The following is an 18481-nucleotide window of genomic DNA, read 5'->3' as shown; positions in this document are numbered from 1 at the left end:
CCGGTTGCTTTAGAAGGGGTTCCAGGTCTGCTTGGGCGTGAAGCGGATGTAGCCGATGTTGGCGCCGATGCGGAAGCCGAGGCCGGTGCGTATCGGCGCCATGATCACTGGGCCGCCCTTCAAGAAGGTGATGCCGACGCCGCCGATGAAATAGGCCGAGCCGTCGATGCCGGTGAACTGGCGGTAGATGCCTTCGGGTTCGCGCAGCCGATAGATGAGAAACATGGTGCGTGAGCCAGAGGCGCCAAGGTCGGTGCCGATGGATGGGCCGTGCCAGTAGACCTTACCGCTGCCGCCCGAGCGCAAATACAACGTGCCACTGCCGTAACGGACGCCGGCGAGGAAGGCGCCTCCGCCTTCGGTGCCGAGCACGTAGCCATCAGGACGGCCGGCACTGGAGAAGGCATACTCAATAACGCTGCCGAGCTCAGTCGAAATAGTGCCGAAGAAGCCGCGCGAAATCTCGCGGATCTCGTCGATGGTGTAGCCCGGCTCATCGGGCGGCAGGGGCTCGAGAATGGCGACGGAAGGTCCCGGCTCCAGCGTCGTGACGCCTGGTTCGACTGGCGCCGCGCGTTGGGGCGTGGTCTCGGTGGCCCATTTCTGGGTGGCGGACTTGGAAACTGGCTTGGGCGGAACCGCATCTGGCTTTGACGCCGGCGTTGGTGCCGGAGCGACGGGGGCCGGCTCCTTCGCAGAGCGTGCGGCGACCTGCTTGCCTCCGATGGCGGCGTCGAGCTTGGAAAGTGTGTAGGTCGACTTCGCCTTCATAACGGCCAGCAGCTCGAGGCCGGCCGCCTCCAGTTCAGTGAGCTTGGCACAGTCGATCGGGCCATTCTCGGGAGGACGTCCGAGTTGATCGATCTTGATGATCAGGTCTTCGGCATCGGCGTCGAGCTTGGTCGTGCGATCGTCGCGCACGGTGGCCATGGCCTTGTCTTCGTAGTCGGAGTCGCTCCAGCCCTTCTTGTCCTTCAGCTGCTTCAGCTTGTCCTGCAGCTTCGGCAGGGCTTCGGCATTGAAGGCGCGCAGCTGGGCACCGGACTTGTCGACCGCAGCGGCAAAATCCTCGGGCTTGCAGTCCGCGTGGGCGGACTGCTGAACGAGGGCGAATATCGCCACGGCAAGGAGAACGGACGAGATCGATCGACGCATTGAGGCACTTCTATCCGGTTGCAAAATGCGCCCGATTGAAGGTTGACCCGCGCAGGTCGATCAGACGTATGTGGCCGATTATTGGCCGCCAATCGTCTTTACGACCGAGGTCATCGGGCGATCGCTGAGTGCCGTGGGCATGCCCTTCATGTCCTTGGCAATCATCTCATCGTACTCGGGCAAGGTCTGGATAGGAGCCTTCGGGACCATTTGCACGACCTTGTATCCGCCAGCCTTAAGCTGCTTCAGAAGCTCGGGCATGGCCGCCGCCGTGTGCGGCTGGATGTCGTGCATCAGGATGATGCCTTTGCCGCGCTTGTCGAGGTTGGTCATGATCCGCTTAACCAGTGCGGCTGGCTTGGTGCCTTTGAAGTCGAAGCTGTCGATGTCGGTCGAGAACACGGCCACGTTGCGGTCGGCGAGGTATTTCAGCGTCTCGGGAGAATGGCGCAGGAACGGGAAGCGGAAGAACGGAGCCGTGGGTCCGCCGACAGCGCGATGGAGAACGCTGAAGGTTTTCTCGATCTCGTCCTTGGCCTGATCGATCGTCATCTTCGACAGATCCTTGTGATCCATCGTGTGGGCGCCGATCGTGTTGCCGGATTTGGCAACGTCGTGAAGGATGTCGGGGTAGCCGGCAGCGACCTTACCGACCGAGAAGAAGATGGCGCGCGTGCACTCGGCGTTGAGCGCTTTCAAAATGGCGGTGGTGCGGTTGGGCAGCGGGCCGTCATCGAACGTCAGCACGACCTCTTTCGGGTTGAGGAAGTCGTACATCTTGTAGTGCTGGAAGCCGAAACCAGGGCCGCCGGTGGTGTCGATCTCAACTACGCGAGAGACGCCGAGCGGATTGGGGTTGCCGGGGCATTCGCTGGCTTGCGCTGCGGACTGAGCGGGCGCTGGTGCCGGTGCCGGCTCTTGGGCCGCCTGCTGGGAGGGCGGGGGTGGAATCGTCGGGCCCATCTGCTGCGCTTGCGCGCTGGCGATGTGGAATGCAAACGGGCTTACGAGGGCAGCAGCGATCAACGACTTCGTGAGAATAGCGCGCATCCGAACCTCCCGGAGGTTGCCTCACAGGCTTATTGCTTGATTCCCCTACATTGTGCGGAGATTTGCGCGACAGGCGCAAGGAATTTGCCGCACGCGCAGGGCGTGTGACATGCGAATTTTTGTCGGGTGTTGTGGCGCCTGTACTCAGGCCGGGCGCTTGGAGGCGACCTTGCTGCGAAAGCGGGAGCTGTCGACGATGATGCGGGTGTGGCGTCCGCGGCCGACCAGTTCGCGTTCGTCACGAGCTTCGACGTTGAACACGAGTTTGCGACCGTCGCGTTCGATCAGCTCTGCGGTGGCGGTGACCTTCAGGCCTTCCGGTGTGGCGGCGATGTGCTGGACGTCGAGATGGATGCCCAGCGTTTCCTGACCGGGTGCGAGGGCATCTTCAACGCAGTCGACGGCGGCGGCTTCCATGAGGGCGATCATGGCCGGGCTGGCAAATACCGGTGCACGGCCACTCCCGAGGTGGGGCGCCATCTGTGCGGGCGTCACGAGGACGGATGCTGTGCCGGTCCGTCCGGGCTGAAGCGGATCGGCGGGAGCGCTTTCGGTTGGCATGGATTGGGGTGACCTCGGCGGCGTGGGGCGCCGACTATAACGCGCGCTGCCGGATTAGTCCGCGGCTTCGGCGAGGCTCTCCAACTCGTGCAGATTCTTGAGACGGAGACCGCGGTCGCAGGGCTCGACGAGGCCGCGACTGGCGAGTTCGGACAGCCAATGGCTTAAGTCGTCGACGCTCATGTTGAGGTAGCCGGCGACGAGGCCGCAACTCACGGAATCGGTAAGAACCGATGGGTCACGCCCCTCATAGGCGTTGCAACGCGACAGCGTCACGAACAGCGCTGCGATGCGTCCCAAGGGTTTGGCGATGGTGGCGCGGCGCTGCGCTTCGTTGAGGAAAGCGACCTCGCGCTCGATGGCGGCCGAAAGGCCGTTCACGGCGACAGGCGCAGTGATGGGCTCCGGCTCGGCGATGGCGCGCGGCGTACAGGTCAGCATCGTGTCCATGGTCGCCTGCGCACCGGACAGATGATGATCGACATAGCCCAGGCCGACGAGGTCACCGGGAAAAGCAAATTCGATGACGTCACGCGTGCCGTCGGGACGGTGTTTGAAGAGGCAGACTGCACCCTTCTCGACGCGATAGATGTGGGTGCGCGGCTCGCCTTCGCGGAAAAGGATCTCGCCGCTGGTCAGCGCGCGGTGGTCGCTATCGGCTGACCTGGCGCGGCTCGAAGAAATCGAATGATCTGCAATAGTGAGCATGGCGGTAGCAGCTGCTCGGTACGCTTTTACAATGATGCGACTATATGTTGCATTATGGCAACGATCAAGTGAATTGTTATCTAGTAAAAGCAATCCGCTCTGGACAGCGTCAGATCGCTGTCCAGCACGGTGGGCTAGCGCTGTAATGGGCGCGGTGCTCGCCTTTGGGGCGGCGAATTAATGCGGCATCTTGCAGGCGTAAGAGGTCGCGGCGCACTCGACACCGAACACACCGCCCGATGAGCAAGACTGCAGCTTGGCATCGCCGATAACCGTGAAGCCGCGGTTCTCAGCCAGATTGATAGCGCCCTGCGTCGCCATCAGCGTGGCGATGCTCTGGGTCAGCCCGCTGCCAACAGCACGGAAGCCACGGCAGTCGGTCGCGCCACGCGGAACCGCGGGTGCGGCAGAGGCAATCGTCGGTGCGAGGGCGCAGAGGCTGGCGGTCGCCACGAAAATAAAGGATCTCAACTTGGACATTTACCCCTCCAAATGCGGGCGCTGAGCAATTAAGCCACGAAGTGAGCCGTAAGCTGCTCCCGCGGCCTTGCGATCTCAAGACGAGGAACCTCCGAGGTCTGTGGATTGTGTGCCGAGTGTGTCCGGGCAGTTGCGGATGGGAGACGCCCGGCACGGCGTTTACCTCGTGGGGCATTCGCGCTCCTGGTTGTCACCAAGCTGGCTTAATCCTGATCAGAATGCTGCCGCTTGGCGTTGGGGAATGAGGGCCTGCCCGTGGAAGATCCGTCTCGCGTACTCATCATCCGGGAAGACACCTTCCTCAAAGGAGGGGTCCGCAATGCGCGGCGCATCGAAGTCTTCGGCTACATCGAGGGCGAGATCGAGGGCGATATGCTGGTCGTGCAGCCCGGCGGCCGCTGCTTCGGAAGAGTGAACGTTGCTCAGGCTGATGTGCGCGGCACGCTCCAGGGCGACGTCGTGGTGCGCCAGCTGATCAGCATCCGGGAGAGCGGAGAAGTCGTCGGCAACGTCAAGTACGGCAAGCTGGCGATGGAGATGGGCGGCCAGCTTTCGGCTGAGATGCGCAACATCCCGCCGTCGATCTCGGGCGATCTCGATCTGTCGGTCGACAAAGGAAAAGTCGTGCGCATTACGCTGCAGGATCTATCGGCGCTCGATCCCGACGACAGCGCCGAGAATCTCACCTTCACCGTGTCCCAGGTGCGAAACGGCTTCGTGGTGCTCGCCAACGATCCGGTGAGCCCCGTCGGCACTTTCACCCAGGCCGATCTCGAGGGAGGGACGGTGCTGTTCAGGCACGATGGCACAGATGATCCGCGCGCCAGCTTTGCAGTCGTCGTCGCGGATATGTCGGGTGCAACTTCGGGTGCTGCGCAGACGGTGAACGTCGCCGTCCGCTAATCGGCCGCCGTCAGTCAGTCGCGCGGCCGAAGCGCTTGCGGAGCGCGACCTTCGCCTGCTCAAGTGCAGTAAGATCGCTTCCCGACAGGTTCTTGCCGGCGCGGTTGATATAGAAGTCCAGCATCGACATGGCTGTGCGATAGGGATCATCCGATCCGCGCTTTGGATCCTCGGCTGAGTGCTGCAGTGCAGCCGCGATCACGTCGGGGTCGGCCGATTTGAAAACCCCCGAAGGAAGATCGAACGGGTGGTCGTGCTCGGTGACTTCCTTCGACCATTTTTGGGCCTTGTCGGTCATGGGTAGATCCTCAGCTTCCTGGAGTTCCAGAAGACCAGGAGAGTGCAAAGGCGCCGTAAGGCTTATTGCGAGCATTTTGCGCAAATGCGCCAAGGCGGAAGAGTCTATTTCTTTGCCTGCTTGACCTAGATTGGCCGTGCTCGGAGCCTGAAGAGGCATGGGAGGCGGCGTTGAGTATCTTCCGGAAGATGGTTGGTGTCGTAGTGCTGCTGTGCCTGCTGCCAATTGCGGCGGCGCTGGCGGCGAGCGTCGTGGCATACGCTGCGGGTTGCCAATACGACATCGGCATGCCCCTTACCTGCGTCGTAGCCGGAAGCGATATCGGGCCGCTGGTGCAAGTGCTGGGCACCTTCAGCTATGGCACCTTCTTCAGCGTGCCGTTGCTGATCTTGACGGTGACGGTCTGGCTCGTTGCAGAGCTGGTGCATCTGCTGCGGCGGGCAAGTGCGCCGCCGCCCGCGCGCAAACCGCGCTCTCTCGCCTAGCAGCTCACCAGTTGGACTGAGGCGCCTAGGCGGCTGTCCTAGCTGCGCGCCTGCGCCACCAGGCGGCGACTTCAATGATGATCCAGACGGAGAGAACCCCGATAGCGACGGGAAACGTCGCCATCAGGAAATAGCCCATGAAGGCGAGCGTGAGCAGGGTGTGGCCAATGTCCTCTCCGCCGACAATGCAGGGGTGGACCGTGACGAGGTCGAGCTTGCAGCCGTGCCATTGTGCGATCGCATCGGCAATGGCCATGGCGATCAGCGGAGACAGGCACGCCAGTAGAGCCACTGCCATCAATGCGCGGAATATTCGCATCTCGAAGTGCCAGTATGGGTGATCGGCGTCGTCTTATTTGCAGCGCAGGAAGTCGCGCGGCCCGCCGCTGTCGGTAACGGTCAGTGTGTCGCCTGAAAGGGTGAGGCTGAAGTCGTACGGCATGGCACTGCCTTCAACCGTGCATTCGGAGCCAATCTTCCACTCGCCGTTGCCGCCCTCGATGGATTTGAAGGTGCAGTGGCTTTCGTGCTGGTCGTAACGATCATTGGCGATGACGAGGGGGGCGTTCTCGCTCTCTTGCGGGGCGCCGCAATTGGCGGGGTCGAGGGCCCACTTGCCAACGAAATCCTGGGCGGCAGCTGGGGCCAGGGCAAAGGCGAGCGTCAGGGCGAGGCCTGCGAGGCCTCGGTAGATGATGCGCATGGTTGCACGTTCCATAGTGCGTTCCGGGGTTCCGCTAGGTGCGGAGGTGAAGTCCGAGCTTGCCGGCGAGATGCTGTGTGAACTGCCATGCGACGCGGCCGGATCGGCCGCCCCTGGTGACACTCCATTCCAATGCCTCGCGTACCAGCTCGTCATCCGCCATGTTGAAGTTGTGATGCTTGGCGTAGCTGCGGACCATGTCGATATATTGGTCCTGGGTGCCATTGTGGAAGCCAAGCCAGAGGCCGAAGCGGTCAGACAGGGAGACCTTCTCTTCGACGGCTTCGGAAGGGCTGATGGCCGTTGAGCGCTCGTTCTCCACCATCTCGCGCGGCATCAGGTGACGCCGGTTCGACGTGGCATAGAAGATGACGTTTTCCGGACGCCCCTCGACGCCGCCCTCCAGCACCGCCTTCAGCGACTTATAGGTCGTGTCGTCCTTGTCGAAAGACAGGTCATCGCAAAAGACGATGAAACGGTGGGGGCTCTGGCGCATCAGCGCCAGGCACTGGGGCAGAGATGCGATCTCCTCGCGATGGAGCTCGACCAGCTTGAGGTCGCTGCCTGATGCGGAAAGCTTGCCGGCCAGGCGCTGGCGCACGTCGGAGTGGGCCGCCTTTACCAAAGACGACTTGCCCATGCCGCGCGCTCCCCATAGGAGGGCGTTGTTGGCCGGAAGCCCAAGTGCGAAACGTTCAGTATTCTCGACGAGCTGCGGCGCGACGTTCTCAACGCCCTTTAGAAGCTGCAAGGGGATGCGGTTGACCATCGGGACCGGCACAAAGCGCTGGTCTTCGGCGCTCCAGACGAAGGCTTCGGCGGCGTTGAAATCGGGCTTTTCCGGGGCACGGGGAGCCAAGCGCTCCAATGCGGCGGCTAGGCGGTCTAGACGGTCTAGAATCGCGGCTTCATCGTTCATCGTTGATCCCGCATTTTCGGGGTGCATGGCGCTTTTTGCTTGCCGTGAGAGGGTGGGTGCTTCTATAGCGCCGACTGGTGGCAAGTCACTCTAATACTGTGGCGGCGCACCATTGGCCTTTCGGTTGCAAAGGAAGCGTCGGCCACTATAGTCCACGGCACTTTTCTGGCAGAGCAGACGCTCCTGGCTGCGCGCGCGCAGAAATCGACCGCTGTTGCCCAACACCCCTAAGAGGACGGAAGCATGTTCATCACACCAGCATTTGCTCAGGCAGCAGGCGGCGATCCGCTCGGCGGAGCCGGCGGACTGTTGTTCCCAATGCTGATCATGATCGTGATCTTCTATTTCCTGGTCATCCGTCCGCAGCAGCAGCGCGCCAAGCAGCATCGCGAGATGATCGGTCAGGTGCGCCGGGGCGACACGGTGGTCACGTCGAGCGGGTTCGTCGGCAAGGTTATCAAGGCGTCGGATACTTCGGATGAAGTCGAGGTCGAGCTGTCGGACAACCTGCGCGTTCGCGTCGTCAAGTCGACGCTGATGGACGTGCGTGGCAAGGGTGAGGTCGCGAAAGAGACGGCGTGAGATCGCTCCGCCGCAATCGCGCAAACGGGATCGGTTGACAGATGCTGCACTTCGAACGTTGGAAGATCATCGCGGTCACGCTCGTCTGTTTGGCGGGTGTGCTGTTCACGCTGCCGAACTTCTTCGCCAAGGAGACGGTCGAGAAGTGGCCGTGGTGGATGCCGCACAAGCAGCTTCCGCTGGGTCTCGATCTGCAGGGCGGTGCCCACTTGCTTCTGGCGATGGACACCAAAGAGCTGGAGAAGGACTGGCTCAACGCGATCCGCGACGACACCCGCAAGCAGCTGCGCGAGGAGAAGATCGGCTTCACCGGCCTTGGCATCGTTGGCCGTGCTGTTCAGGTGAAGGTGACGAAGCCGGAAGATCTCGACAAGGCGCTGACCGCGCTCAAGAAGCTCATTCAGCCGATCGGAACCGCAATGCTCGGGGGCGGCGGCAACGATCTCGCGGTCGAGACGATCGGCAACGACACGATCACCATCACGCCGACGCCGGCGGGCATGCAGCATCGCATTTCGAGTGCGGCGAGCGCGGCCATCGAAACGGTCGATCGGCGCGTCAACGCGCTGGGTACGTCTGAATCAACGGTCGTGCGTCAGGGCACGGACCGCATCCTGGTGCAGTTCCCCGGCTTGCAGGACACCAAGCAGCTCAAAGAGCTGATTGGGCAGACCGCCAAGCTCACCTTCCATGCCGTACATCCTTCCATGACAGCCGAAGAAGCGACACAGACGCGCGCGCCGCTCGGCTACAAGGTCTACCCCGGCGGGGAGGGCGAGGGCCGCAACTATCTGCTGCAGGAATCGCCGATCGTGTCGGGTGAAGATCTCACCGATGCGCAGCCGGGCTTCGACCAGCGCACCAACGAGCCGATCATCTCGTTCCGCTTCAATCAGTCGGGCGCGCGCAAGTTCGGCAACTACACGAAAGACAACGTGGGCCAGCCGTTCGCCATCGTGCTCGACAACAAGGTGCTGTCGGCGCCGGTGATCCGCGAGCCGATCCTTGGCGGCTCGGGTCAGATTTCGGGTCAGTTCACCGTCGATAGCGCGAACACGCTCGCGGTGCAGCTTCGCTCCGGCGCGCTGCCTACGAAGTTGACCATCGTCGAAGAGCGTACGGTCGGCCCATCGCTCGGTGCGGATTCGATCGAGGCGGGCAAACTTGCTGGTCTCGTCGGCTGTCTGGCAACCGCGATCCTGACGATCGTGGCCTACGGCACGTTCGGCATCTTCGCCGTGCTCGGCCTTATCGTGCACGGGTTCCTGATCATCGCGCTGATGACGGTGATTGGAACGACGCTGACGCTGCCGGGCATCGCCGGCTTTGTTCTGACCATCGGCATGGCGGTCGACGCCAACGTGCTCATCTATGAGCGCATCCGCGAAGAGCTGCGAGCCGGGAAGTCGCCGATTGCGGCAATCGACCAGGGCTTCCAGCGCGCGTGGATCACCATCCTCGACAGCCAGCTGACGACGCTGGCTGCTGCAGTCATTATGTTCTGGCTGGGCTCGGGACCGATCCGCGGCTTCGCCGTTACCCTGACGATCGGTATTCTGACGTCGGTCTTCGCTGCCGTGACCGTCACTCGCCTGCTCGTCTCGCTCTGGATCAAGAGCAAGGGTAAGTCCCGTATCGTCGAAGTGCCGGTCTAAAGAGGAAAACGATGTTCTTCCCCGTTCCCGACTTCAAGGGCTTCGACTTTTTCCCGCACAACCTGCGCATCCCGTTCATGCGCTACAAGGGGCTGTGTTTCGTTCTCTCTGTGATGTTCATGGCGGGCTCGCTCGGCCTGTATTTCACGAAGGGGCTGAACTACGGCGTCGACTTCGTGGGTGGCTCACTCATTGAGGTGCAGCACAAGAACGGCCCGGCTCCGCTCAGCGAGATGCGCGAGAAGCTGAACGCGCTGGGCATCGGCTCGGTGCAGATCCAGAGCTTCGGCTCGGACACCGACGTGCTGATCCGTGTGGAGCAGCAAAAGGGTGGTGAATCCGAGCAGCAAGTGGCGATGAAGAAAGTCATCGACACGCTCGGGCCGGAATATACGCAGCGGCGCATCGAGGTGGTGGGACCTGCCGTATCGAGCGAGTTGCGGCGCACCGGCCTGATCGCGGTGTTCGCCTCGATCATCGCCATCATCATCTACGTGTGGTTCCGGTTCGAATGGCAGTTCGCGGCCGGTACGGTGGTGGCGCTGTTGCACGACGTGCTGGTCACGGTCGGCGTGTTCTCGCTGCTGGGGCTCGAATTCGACCTGTCGATCGTTGCGGCGCTGCTGACCATTCTGGGCTACTCGGTGAACGACTCGGTCGTCGTGTCGGACCGCATTCGTGAGAACCTGCGCAAGTTCAAGCGCATGGACCTCAACGAGCTGTTGAACATCTCGATCAACGAGACGCTTTCGCGCACGATCCTTACGGGCATGACCGCCATCGCCGGCATCATGGCCCTGCTCGTCTTCGGTGGCGAGGTGATCCGCAACTTCTCGTTTGCGATGCTGTTCGGCATCATCATCGGTACCTATTCGTCGATGTTCATCGCAGCGCCGCTGCTGGGTTACCTTGGCGTGAAGCGTGACACGGTTGGGTCGGCTCCAAAGCCGGCCGATGCCGGGCCGGTAATTGCGCCTGCTACTCCGGCGGGAGCTGACCGGGCGAAGAAAGCAGCTCGCGGTGGTGGCCGTCAGGTGCCGAACAAGGCTGCCCGCTGAAACGAGGTTGAGCCCGGAGGGTCGCATGTCGACGACGGGCAAAGCGCATTTTCCTGGTCGCGCGCCCATCGATGCCTACGGCAACGGTGGGTTCCGATTTGCCGACATGAGCCATTGGGGTTCGGTCATCGTCGTGCCGAGCGGGATGTACGGCTGGGACGTGACGGCGGTGCAGGACTTGAAGCCGGACGATTGCGCCAAGCTCATCGAAGAGCTGCCGCGCGCGTCGTTCATATTGCTGGGGACGGGTCTGGAGCATCAATTGCCGCCCGAGCCCGTGCGAAAACTCTTTGCAGACGCTGGAATTGGGCTCGAGCCGATGAGCACGGGCGCTGCTGCGCGCACCTATAACGTGCTGCTGGCCGAAGGACGCGATTTTGGTGCGGCTTTCATTGCTGTCTGAGCGCAGGGTCGCGTAAGGCTGTTGGCCGGCGGCGAGCATCGTTAGGCATCGAGGATGGGTGAGACGACGCAGGTAGTGGCGGAAGACGGGGTGCGCGAGGCAGCTCGTGATCTCGACTACGACCGCTATCTCGCCGCTTTGCTGTCGCCGAAAGTCGCCCGTCTAGACCTGATGACGATCGCCGCCTTTCATGGCGAGATCGCGCGCGTGCCCGTCGTTGTGCATGAGCCAACGATCGGGGCGATCCGTCTGCAATGGTGGCGGGACGTCATCGAGAACCGCGGTTCGGGCGAAGCGCCGGGATCGCCCGTGGCGGAGGGTGTGCAGCGACTGCTGTGTGCGGACGACGCCGCGGTCGAGGACGCAATATCGATCGTCGACGCTTACGAGGAGCTGCTGCACCCGGGCGCTTTGAGCCGACCGGGCGCGGTCGAGGCCTTCGCGACGATGGGGCAGGGGGCTGCATTTGGCTGGGCGGCCCGTCGGCTGGGTATTGGCGCGGCTTCGGGTTCGGAGCTGATCAGGGCAGCATCGCAGGCCTACGGGCGGGTACAACTCATGCGCGCGCTGCCGGGTTTGCTGCGCAAAGGGCACAATCCTTTTGTGGCGCCGAACACCGGGGATTGGGAGATGATCACCGGGGTGCTGATCGCCCGAACGCGCAACGCCATGGCCGAGGTGCGGCGACTTGCGCCGCTTGCCCCGGCCGCCATTCGCGATGTCATACTGCCGGTTGCCCTTGTTGAGCCCTATTTGGCGGCTTTGGAGGGGCTTGGTTCCAAGCTCATCGATGAGCAGGCAACGATTTCGCCATTGACGCGTGTGTGGCGCATCTACGTTGCGAAGAGGCTTGGGCGCTTCTAGTCCGGAAGGGGCGAGGGCAGCACATGTCGCTGAGGGCAGCAATAATCGCACTGCTGCTGACGCTGGTTGGGGTGGCGGTCGCGCCTGCAGCCGCGCAAGTGACGCAACTGCCCGTGCCCAAGATCACGTGGCGCGTCGAGAACCAATTCCGCTTCTTCACCGATGCAGCCGATACGGAAGTGCATCGCGCAACGTTCCTGGCGTTGCCGCCAGCGGATCAGCTGCAACGGCCGATCCTGGCCGCAGAGCAGGCGCTTAGCATTCGGCACGAGAATGGTTGGGCGGAGACGATGTTCCGCGATACGTGCTGGAACACGCGCACTAACCGGTTCGAGTGCAAAGAGGTGCGCGATTACATCAACCCGCAGTCGCATCGCGTCACGCTGCAAATCGATAACATCGACGAAGCGGCGGGGCTCACGTGCACTTGGCTGACGGCACCGCGTGGCGGTCCAGTGCGTGGCGATGCCGTGGTGCAAGCTTGCAGCGAGCAGGCGCATTTCGACATCCCTTATCCCGACGGTGCCGCCGTATCGGTCGAGATCGGCGGGCGCGAGGTCGCGAACGTCGACGTGAAGGTGCATGACCTTCTCATCGTCGGCATGGGTGACAGCTTTGCTTCGGGCGAAGGTAACCCCGATATTCCGGTGCGCTTCTCGCGCGACCGCTCGGCTGATTACGGGACTCGCTCGGACAGTGGCGACCTGACCGGCTATCCAGCGCGCGTCGGCGCGTGGAAGCAGATCGGCGACAAGCCCTTCATCGACGAGAACGCGCGCTGGCTCGACCAAGGCTGCCACCGTTCGCTCTATTCGCATCAGTTGCGCGCCGCGCTGCAGTTGTCGATCGAGGACGATCATCGCGCGGTGACGTACGTGGGCGTTGCGTGCTCGGGGTCGGAAGTAACGTACGGGCTGTTTCTCAATTACGCCGGCAACGAGTGGGTGCCGCATCCGGCTGACATGTCTCAGATCTCGGCGGTGGCGTCGGCGCAGTGCGATCAGCACGACGCGCCGATGCAGGACTTGCCCGAGGCGTATCACATGGACGGTACGATTCCGGAGCTGAAGGGCGGGTTGGTGCTGCGCAAATGCGATCCGCTGAATGCGCGCCGGATCGACCTGATGATGGTTTCTATCGGCGGCAACGACGTCGGGTTCTCTCGTCTGCTCGCCAACTCGGTGCTGTCGGACGAATCGACGCTGCGAATGCTTGGCGGCTGGTTCGGCCAGGTGCACAGTCTCGACGATGCGAGCCTGGGCCTCGAGGCGCTGATTTTGCGCTACAAATCGCTCAATCGCGCCATCCACTATCTGCTGCACATTCCGTGGGAGCAGTCCGACCGCGTGCTGCTGACAGCGTATCCGGGCATGGCGTTGCAGGGTGATGGCGTCAGCACGTGCCCCGATGGCGTCGAGGGCATGGACGTATTGCCCGATTTCCAGTTGAGCGAGACGAAGCTGCGCGTGGGCACGTGGATCGCCGACAAGCTCAACACGGCGATGAAGGAAGCGGCGGACCATTATGAATGGACGTTCGTCGATGGCCATCGGCGGGAGTTCGTCGGCCGCGGCCTGTGTGCCGGCACGACATACGACGGGGCGAACATCGCCGATGATTTGCGCCTGCCGCGCAAGACGGCCGACGGCTGGCGGCCCTACAACCCGGCAGACTATCGCGCGTACATTCCGCGGCAGCGGTGGTTCCGCACGCCGAACGATGCATTCATGACGGGCAATTTCCACGTCGCTGCATCACTGATGCAGAAGGCGCTCAAGCTCAACGCGCTGGCGTGGTTCCAGCTGGTGCTGGCCTCGACCTATTCGGGCGCGTTCCACCCGACAGCAGAAGGTCAGGCGGCGATTGCAGACGCCGTCGTGCACAAGGCGCGCGGCGTACTGGCAAAGTACGGGCAAGGCGCGGAACGCCCGCTACTGGCGCCCGACTTGCCGGAGGCGTCAATCGGACTTCACTGACGGCTAGCGACTTTACTCGGCGGCCTTCATGGTGAGCGCGGTATCGGTGAGCCAGCGGTCGATGTCGGCGAGTGCGCGGACGCTCATGGAACGCTTCTTGGCGCGGCCGCGCTCCTTGCCCTTGAGGCGTTTGCCGTCAGCATCCGTTTGCGGGCCTTCGATCTCCGGGAACAGCCCGTAGTTGACGTTCATCGGCTGAAACGACGAGTCGCCATCGGAGAGATGGCCGCCGGTGATATGCGCGATCAGCGCGCCGAGAGCCGTTGTGTTCGGCGGCGCGGCCATCTGGTGGCCGAGGCGTTCAGCAGCGGCGAAGCGGCCGGCGAGCAATCCGATCGCCGCGCTTTCGACGTAGCCTTCGACGCCGGTGATTTGGCCGGCGAAGCGCAGGCGCGGCATTGCCTTCAGGCGCAGCGCGCCGTCGAGCAATCTCGGGCTGTTGATGAAGGTGTTCCGATGCAGCCCGCCGAGGCGCGCAAACTCGGCCTCCTGCAGACCCGGTATCATGCGGAAGATACGAACCTGCTCGGCGTGCTTCAGCTTGGTTTGGAAGCCGACCATGTTCCACAGCGTGCCGAGCGCGTTGTCCTGGCGAAGCTGCACCACTGCATGCGGCCAGCGGCCGGTGCGCGGGTCATCGAGGCCAACGGGTTTCATCGGCCCATAGCGCAGCGTATCGCGTCCGCGCTCAGCCATCACTTCGATTGGCAGGCAGCCGTCGAAGTATGGCGTCGAAGCTTCCCACTCCTTGAAGCTGGTTTTCTCGCCGGCGAGCAGGGCATCGATGAAGGCTTCGTACTCGTCGCGGTTCATCGGGCAGTTGAGATAGTCGGCACCCGTTCCTGCGGGACCGGTCTTGCCGTACCGCGACTGGAACCAGGCGATCGAGGTATCGATCGAATCGCGATGAATGACCGGTGCGATGGCGTCGAAGAAGGCGAGATCCTTTTCGCCCGTAATCTCGCGGACGGCCGCGCTCAGCTCTGGCGAGGTGAGCGGGCCAGTGGCGATGATGACGCTGTCCCAATCGGCGGGCGGCAGGCCGGCGATTTCCTCGCGTGCGATGGTTACCAGCGGGTGTTCGGTCAGGCGACGGGTGACCTCGGCGGAGAATGCGTCGCGATCAACCGCCAGCGCGCCGCCGGCCGGCAGCTTGGTTGCATCGCCCGCGGAAAGGATAAGCGAGCCGGCTCGACGCATCTCCTCGTGTAGAAGGCCAACCGCGTTCGCCTCCCAGTCGTCCGCGCGGAACGAGTTCGAGCAGACCAGCTCGGCAAGGCCCTCGCTCTTGTGGGCGTCCGTCATGCGGTGAGGCCGCATCTCGTGGAGAACGACCGGGACACCCGACGAGATTATCTGCCAGGCGGCTTCAGAGCCGGCGAGGCCGCCGCCGACGACGTGTATGGGCTTCATCTGTTGCATGGCGGCGCAACCTAATGGAAAGCCCGCTCTGTCTCAATGTGGCTAGCGTTAACGGCCCGGGCAAATCCGGGCCGCATTCGCGACATTGTTTTGCACCGGGCGCCCCGATATCGTCCGGCGAGAGAATAAGCCCCGGGATCAGCCCAGGAACCTATATGTCACGCTATGCAAAGCGCCTTGACCGAGACCTCGTGCGCTGGCGTGAGGCGGGCTGGATAAGCCAGGACGGAGAAGCCAACATTCGCCGCGACTTGGCCAGCACAGATTCGAGCAAACTCGATCTGGCGTCGGCGCTGGGCATCCTGGGCGCTGTGCTGATCGGCTTCGGCGCAATGAGCTTCATCGCAGCCCACTGGAACGAGATGCCGAGGCTGTTCCGACTGGCGCTGATCTTCGGCGGGCTGTTCGCCTCTTACGGTGTTGCCGGCGTACTGTTCGAACGCTGCCACCCGACGTTCGCGCATGCGGCTGTGCTGGTCGGCGTCTCGATTTTCGGCGCCGGTATCATGCTGATCGCGCAGATGTTCCACATCGAAGGGAATCCGCCAGATGCCGTGCTGACATGGGCGCTGGGTGCGCTTGCTGCGGGCGTGATCCTGAAATCCAATCCGGCGCTTGCGGTGGCGATGCTGCTGGTGTGTTTGTGGGCCGGCTGGGAAACGGGTGACACGGGAGAAGTGTTCTGGCCGTTCCTCATTGGCTGGGGCGCGGTGACGGCAGCGATCGCGTGGCGCGGCTGGAGCGGCGGCCTGCACTTGGCAGCTGTGGCCATGGCGATCTGGATCATCAGCCTTGGCTACTGGTTGTTCGATGGAAACGGGCATGGCGTTGTCGTAGGGCTCGGCCTGCTCATTGCTGCAGCAGGCATCGCCGCGCCGCTAGTGGATGAGCGGCTGTCGCCATGGTCGATGCAGGGCGCGGCTTACGGCCTGTGCATCGCCTACGCAGGTCTATTCGCGCTGCAGTTCATGAAGGAGCTGCCGCTCGATTACTTCATCCTGCTGGCGATCCTCAGCCTCGCACTAGTCTTGGGCAGCATCGCGCTGGGCTTGCGGCTCGGCAGCCCCGCTCTGCTATGGCTCGGTTATGCCGGCTTCTCGATCGAGGTGCTGGGTATCTATTTCAAGACGGTAGGCTCGCTGCTCGGCTCGTCGTTCTTCTTCCTGTCAGCGGGCATTCTCGTCATTCTCCTGGCAGTCGTAGCCTATCGACTGCACGCGCGCGTTCAGCCTGGATTGGAGGCCTCGTCATGACCACGGAGCGTCGCAATCTCTGGGTGGCGATCGCCGCCGTGGCGCTGGGGCAGGCGGCTGTTCTGGGCTGGATGATCTGGGACCGAGTTTCGCTGCTCGCAAACGGGCGCGAAGTGGTGCTCGAGGTGATCCCCGTCGATCCGCGCAGTCTGTTCCGCGGCGACTACGTCGTCCTGGGCTATGACATCTCGCGCTATACCCTGCCGCCAGGGACGAAGCCGCCGAAGCGCAACGCCCCCTTCTACGTCACGCTGAAGAAGGGCGCAGGCGAGACGTGGCAGACGGTTGCCGGCGGAACGGAGCCGCCGCGGACGGTTCAACCGGACGAGGTCGTGATCCAGGGCCGCGTCGACTACACGACGCAACCAACCCTCGATAACAAGCAAGAGTCGGTAGTGGTGGCGCTGCAATACGGGATCGAGAGCTTCTTTGTGCCGGAAGGGGCAGGACGCGAGCTCGAGAAGATGGTCGGCGACAAGAAAATTTCCGCGGTGATCGCGATCGATGCCGATGGGCGGGCCGCGATCAAGGGGCTCATGTCGGACGGCAAGCAAGTCTACGACGAGCCCTTGCTTTAGCGCTTTTATGGCGGTTCGGAATAAGGCGGCGCCTGTGGCCGGTTTGCCGCTAAAAGCGCCGATTGTTTCTTTTCGGGGTCACGGCCCTATCGAGGTGCCAAGCGGAATCTGGCAGTGTCCACACAAATCATTGTCAAAAGCCACGGGGGTGGGGGATGTTGCCTAAGTCAATGTATGTGCTGCTGTTCGGTGCGCTCGTGGCCGCGGCACCTTCTGTGCCAGCGTTTGCTGCTTCGGATACGGGTCTTGCCACGGCGATCCATTCGGTACGGCGCGAACGTGGCCGTCTGTGCATGACGGATCACTGGCACTACGGAAGCAGTGGAACGAAGAGCTCGAAGGCTGCCGCGCAAAGAGCTGCAATCGCTTCGTGGCAGGATTTCACCGACCTTGAATACGGCAGCGCCTGGGCTCGCTTCAGCCGGGCCGGTAGCCGCAAGATTGGTTGCTCACCTACGGGCGGCGGCTGGACGTGCGACGTCGAAGCCCGTCCCTGCAAGTAAGGCAGAGGACATCGCTGCATCGAGATCAACGGCTGCGCAGGTTGCGCAGCCGTGATTGTATGTGGCTACCCGCGTTCTGCAGCGATGCGCAGGTCCATTGCTGCACTTGTGCCAACCACGGGGCATGGTGCACGGGCTGATTGCCGAGGCCTGCTTTGATGATTGCGCGGGCGCGGGCCAGCGTGGCGTTGTCGTCGGACGTGCGCAGGCGCTCGGCAAGTTCGCGGAAGAGGACTTCGCGGTCGGGCCCGGCGTTCGGCGTCAAGACGGTGGTGCCGCTGAACAGTCCGCTGCTCCCGCGGCCGACCGGGAGTTGGCCTGCTGGCGCTTCAGAGGGATCCACGTAGGTGGGTTCTTCCTCATTGCGCGCGAGAGCGAGCAGAGCTGCGCGGGTTCTGGTCGTTATGGCCCCGAGAAAGATCGCGCTGACGACAGGCAGCAGATACTCGGCAATCATCGGACTGATCTCGGCGGCTTCTGCGGCGCGCCCGGCCATACGTGAGCTTTGGCTGTGCCCGGTGAGTGCGGTCAGGGCTTCCGTGCCGATCACCTGCGTGGAGGTGGCGCCCATGAGGGTCGCGTCGTTGAGGACCTGCTCGTAGTTGTTCTTGCCGATGATCTCGATCAGCCGGGACAGAGTGGGGCGGCCAAGCGCTTGGTCGCCCAGAAGACCCTGGAGATCATCAAGCATCTCCAGGATGGCTGCCTTCGCCTTGGGGCGCGGCAAGTGGAAAGCGCGAGCGAGGTTATCGACTACCTGGCCATTCTGGACGCGGATGAACTCTTGCCAGATCGCCCCTCGGTTGCCTCGTTCTGTGATCCGCATCACAGGCGCACTTCACATGTTGTCAGCTGAAAGCGCACGGCGTCACCCCCCGTGTTTCAAGTTGCGATCGCGTACCGATAAGCAACGTCCCCAACGCGT

At 62.9% G+C, this 18481-nt stretch carries 22 protein-coding genes; 11 read left to right on the top strand and 11 right to left on the bottom strand.

The genetic code is table 11. The annotated features are described in order from the left end of the window. Positions 1-9 precede the first annotated feature (9 nt). The 5 genes from NDB2M4_RS19805 to NDB2M4_RS11395 all read right to left on the bottom strand — a co-directional run bounded on the left by NDB2M4_RS19805 (position 10) and on the right by NDB2M4_RS11395 (position 3954). Positions 10-1155, bottom strand: coding sequence for an EipA family protein (locus NDB2M4_RS19805; protein WP_083556179.1), 1146 nt, complete (start codon positions 1153-1155; stop codon positions 10-12). A 78-nt stretch (positions 1156-1233) separates the two neighbouring features. Continuing rightward, on the bottom strand, positions 1234-2205 hold the full coding sequence (locus NDB2M4_RS11410; RefSeq protein ID WP_072374811.1) for a polysaccharide deacetylase family protein: 972 nt from the start codon (positions 2203-2205) through the stop codon (positions 1234-1236). Between the two features lie 144 nt (positions 2206-2349). Next, positions 2350-2766 carry a thioesterase family protein gene (locus tag NDB2M4_RS11405; RefSeq protein WP_072374809.1) on the bottom strand — a complete coding sequence of 139 codons (417 nt, stop codon included), beginning with the start codon at positions 2764-2766 and terminating at the stop codon, positions 2350-2352. A 54-nt stretch (positions 2767-2820) separates the two neighbouring features. Continuing rightward, positions 2821-3474, bottom strand: a complete 654-nt coding sequence (locus NDB2M4_RS11400) for a Crp/Fnr family transcriptional regulator (RefSeq protein ID WP_072374806.1) — start codon at positions 3472-3474, stop codon at positions 2821-2823. A gap of 177 nt (positions 3475-3651) precedes the next feature. Further along, a complete protein-coding gene (locus NDB2M4_RS11395; protein ID WP_072374803.1) occupies positions 3652-3954 on the bottom strand; it encodes a hypothetical protein in 303 nt (100 codons plus the stop codon). 255 nt (positions 3955-4209) lie between these two features. Between NDB2M4_RS11395 and NDB2M4_RS11390 the strand changes: the two genes are divergently transcribed. Continuing rightward, a complete protein-coding gene (locus NDB2M4_RS11390; protein WP_072374800.1) occupies positions 4210-4857 on the top strand; it encodes a polymer-forming cytoskeletal protein in 648 nt (215 codons plus the stop codon). Positions 4858-4867: 10 nt separating this feature from the next. On the opposite strand, the gene NDB2M4_RS11385 is transcribed toward NDB2M4_RS11390, so the two are convergent. Next, positions 4868-5155 (bottom strand): DUF3175 domain-containing protein, encoded by a 288-nt coding sequence (locus tag NDB2M4_RS11385; protein WP_072374797.1) that lies wholly within the window; start codon positions 5153-5155, stop codon positions 4868-4870. 170 nt (positions 5156-5325) lie between these two features. On the opposite strand from NDB2M4_RS11385, the gene NDB2M4_RS11380 reads away from it, so the two are divergent. Then, positions 5326-5640, top strand: coding sequence for a hypothetical protein (locus NDB2M4_RS11380; RefSeq protein ID WP_139247209.1), 315 nt, complete (start codon positions 5326-5328; stop codon positions 5638-5640). 25 nt (positions 5641-5665) lie between these two features. On the opposite strand, the gene NDB2M4_RS11375 is transcribed toward NDB2M4_RS11380, so the two are convergent. The 3 genes from NDB2M4_RS11375 to NDB2M4_RS11365 are packed head-to-tail and all read right to left on the bottom strand — an operon-like array spanning position 5666 to position 7262. After that, positions 5666-5938 (bottom strand): hypothetical protein, encoded by a 273-nt coding sequence (locus NDB2M4_RS11375; protein WP_139247208.1) that lies wholly within the window; start codon positions 5936-5938, stop codon positions 5666-5668. Between the two features lie 54 nt (positions 5939-5992). Continuing rightward, the gene (locus NDB2M4_RS11370; protein ID WP_072374788.1) at positions 5993-6358 is read right to left on the bottom strand and encodes a hypothetical protein; all 366 of its coding nucleotides are present in this window, start codon (positions 6356-6358) and stop codon (positions 5993-5995) included. A gap of 19 nt (positions 6359-6377) precedes the next feature. Continuing rightward, entirely contained in the window at positions 6378-7262 is an 885-nt protein-coding gene (locus NDB2M4_RS11365) for an ATP-binding protein (RefSeq protein ID WP_072374785.1), read from the bottom strand. Between the two features lie 243 nt (positions 7263-7505). Here NDB2M4_RS11365 and yajC point away from each other — a divergent pair, with 243 nt between their 5' ends. From yajC to NDB2M4_RS11335, 6 genes are read left to right on the top strand one after another with little or no spacing between them, the layout of a single operon-like run. Further along, complete coding sequence (gene yajC / locus NDB2M4_RS11360; RefSeq protein WP_072374782.1) at positions 7506-7844, top strand: preprotein translocase subunit YajC; 339 nt, start codon at positions 7506-7508, stop codon at positions 7842-7844. A 41-nt stretch (positions 7845-7885) separates the two neighbouring features. After that, complete coding sequence (gene secD / locus NDB2M4_RS11355) at positions 7886-9499, top strand: protein translocase subunit SecD (RefSeq protein ID WP_072374779.1); 1614 nt, start codon at positions 7886-7888, stop codon at positions 9497-9499. Between the two features lie 11 nt (positions 9500-9510). Beyond that, positions 9511-10557 carry a protein translocase subunit SecF gene (gene secF / locus NDB2M4_RS11350; protein WP_083556177.1) on the top strand — a complete coding sequence of 349 codons (1047 nt, stop codon included), beginning with the start codon at positions 9511-9513 and terminating at the stop codon, positions 10555-10557. A gap of 25 nt (positions 10558-10582) precedes the next feature. Beyond that, complete coding sequence (locus tag NDB2M4_RS11345) at positions 10583-10960, top strand: Mth938-like domain-containing protein (protein WP_072374776.1); 378 nt, start codon at positions 10583-10585, stop codon at positions 10958-10960. 54 nt (positions 10961-11014) lie between these two features. After that, complete coding sequence (locus NDB2M4_RS11340) at positions 11015-11824, top strand: squalene/phytoene synthase family protein (protein ID WP_072374773.1); 810 nt, start codon at positions 11015-11017, stop codon at positions 11822-11824. Positions 11825-11847: 23 nt separating this feature from the next. Then, entirely contained in the window at positions 11848-13800 is a 1953-nt protein-coding gene (locus NDB2M4_RS11335) for an SGNH/GDSL hydrolase family protein (RefSeq protein ID WP_072374770.1), read from the top strand. 12 nt (positions 13801-13812) lie between these two features. Here NDB2M4_RS11335 and trmFO read toward each other — a convergent pair whose 3' ends face one another. Then, entirely contained in the window at positions 13813-15222 is a 1410-nt protein-coding gene (gene trmFO / locus NDB2M4_RS11330) for a methylenetetrahydrofolate--tRNA-(uracil(54)-C(5))-methyltransferase (FADH(2)-oxidizing) TrmFO (protein ID WP_072374768.1), read from the bottom strand. 155 nt (positions 15223-15377) lie between these two features. Here trmFO and NDB2M4_RS11325 point away from each other — a divergent pair, with 155 nt between their 5' ends. From NDB2M4_RS11325 to NDB2M4_RS11315, 3 genes are all read left to right on the top strand, one after another. After that, positions 15378-16475, top strand: coding sequence for a DUF2157 domain-containing protein (locus NDB2M4_RS11325; protein ID WP_072374765.1), 1098 nt, complete (start codon positions 15378-15380; stop codon positions 16473-16475). Then, complete coding sequence (locus NDB2M4_RS11320; protein ID WP_072374762.1) at positions 16472-17053, top strand: GDYXXLXY domain-containing protein; 582 nt, start codon at positions 16472-16474, stop codon at positions 17051-17053. Before NDB2M4_RS11325 ends, NDB2M4_RS11320 begins: the two co-directional genes overlap by 4 nt. Positions 17054-17208: 155 nt before the next feature. Next, a complete protein-coding gene (locus NDB2M4_RS11315; RefSeq protein ID WP_072374759.1) occupies positions 17209-17556 on the top strand; it encodes a hypothetical protein in 348 nt (115 codons plus the stop codon). Positions 17557-17581: 25 nt separating this feature from the next. Here the strand turns inward: NDB2M4_RS11315 and NDB2M4_RS11310 are convergent, their stop codons facing one another. Further along, positions 17582-18382: a hypothetical protein gene (locus NDB2M4_RS11310; protein WP_072374756.1), complete on the bottom strand. Its 801-nt coding sequence runs from the start codon at positions 18380-18382 to the stop codon at positions 17582-17584. Positions 18383-18481 lie beyond the last annotated feature (99 nt).

Source organism: Hyphomicrobium sp. NDB2Meth4, from assembly GCF_900117445.1.
Taxonomy (GTDB): domain Bacteria; phylum Pseudomonadota; class Alphaproteobacteria; order Rhizobiales; family Hyphomicrobiaceae; genus Hyphomicrobium_A.
This window is presented reverse-complemented; position numbering and strand designations above follow the sequence as displayed.

What these genes read in the sequence shown, in the direction of transcription:
- NDB2M4_RS19805 (WP_083556179.1), bottom strand. Translation starts at nt 1,155, where the DNA reads ATGCGTCGATCGATCTCGTCCGTTCTCCTTGCCGTGGCGATATTCGCC.
- NDB2M4_RS11410 (WP_072374811.1), bottom strand. Translation starts at nt 2,205, where the DNA reads ATGCGCGCTATTCTCACGAAGTCGTTGATCGCTGCTGCCCTCGTAAGC.
- NDB2M4_RS11405 (WP_072374809.1), bottom strand. Translation starts at nt 2,766, where the DNA reads ATGCCAACCGAAAGCGCTCCCGCCGATCCGCTTCAGCCCGGACGGACC.
- NDB2M4_RS11400 (WP_072374806.1), bottom strand. Translation starts at nt 3,474, where the DNA reads ATGCTCACTATTGCAGATCATTCGATTTCTTCGAGCCGCGCCAGGTCA.
- NDB2M4_RS11395 (WP_072374803.1), bottom strand. Translation starts at nt 3,954, where the DNA reads ATGTCCAAGTTGAGATCCTTTATTTTCGTGGCGACCGCCAGCCTCTGC.
- NDB2M4_RS11385 (WP_072374797.1), bottom strand. Translation starts at nt 5,155, where the DNA reads ATGACCGACAAGGCCCAAAAATGGTCGAAGGAAGTCACCGAGCACGAC.
- NDB2M4_RS11375 (WP_139247208.1), bottom strand. Translation starts at nt 5,938, where the DNA reads ATGGCAGTGGCTCTACTGGCGTGCCTGTCTCCGCTGATCGCCATGGCC.
- NDB2M4_RS11370 (WP_072374788.1), bottom strand. Translation starts at nt 6,358, where the DNA reads ATGGAACGTGCAACCATGCGCATCATCTACCGAGGCCTCGCAGGCCTC.
- NDB2M4_RS11365 (WP_072374785.1), bottom strand. Translation starts at nt 7,262, where the DNA reads ATGAACGATGAAGCCGCGATTCTAGACCGTCTAGACCGCCTAGCCGCC.
- yajC (WP_072374782.1), top strand. Translation starts at nt 7,506, where the DNA reads ATGTTCATCACACCAGCATTTGCTCAGGCAGCAGGCGGCGATCCGCTC.
- secD (WP_072374779.1), top strand. Translation starts at nt 7,886, where the DNA reads ATGCTGCACTTCGAACGTTGGAAGATCATCGCGGTCACGCTCGTCTGT.
- secF (WP_083556177.1), top strand. Translation starts at nt 9,511, where the DNA reads ATGTTCTTCCCCGTTCCCGACTTCAAGGGCTTCGACTTTTTCCCGCAC.
- NDB2M4_RS11345 (WP_072374776.1), top strand. Translation starts at nt 10,583, where the DNA reads ATGTCGACGACGGGCAAAGCGCATTTTCCTGGTCGCGCGCCCATCGAT.
- NDB2M4_RS11340 (WP_072374773.1), top strand. Translation starts at nt 11,015, where the DNA reads ATGGGTGAGACGACGCAGGTAGTGGCGGAAGACGGGGTGCGCGAGGCA.
- NDB2M4_RS11335 (WP_072374770.1), top strand. Translation starts at nt 11,848, where the DNA reads ATGTCGCTGAGGGCAGCAATAATCGCACTGCTGCTGACGCTGGTTGGG.
- trmFO (WP_072374768.1), bottom strand. Translation starts at nt 15,222, where the DNA reads ATGCAACAGATGAAGCCCATACACGTCGTCGGCGGCGGCCTCGCCGGC.
- NDB2M4_RS11325 (WP_072374765.1), top strand. Translation starts at nt 15,378, where the DNA reads ATGTCACGCTATGCAAAGCGCCTTGACCGAGACCTCGTGCGCTGGCGT.
- NDB2M4_RS11320 (WP_072374762.1), top strand. Translation starts at nt 16,472, where the DNA reads ATGACCACGGAGCGTCGCAATCTCTGGGTGGCGATCGCCGCCGTGGCG.
- NDB2M4_RS11315 (WP_072374759.1), top strand. Translation starts at nt 17,209, where the DNA reads ATGTTGCCTAAGTCAATGTATGTGCTGCTGTTCGGTGCGCTCGTGGCC.
- NDB2M4_RS11310 (WP_072374756.1), bottom strand. Translation starts at nt 18,382, where the DNA reads ATGCGGATCACAGAACGAGGCAACCGAGGGGCGATCTGGCAAGAGTTC.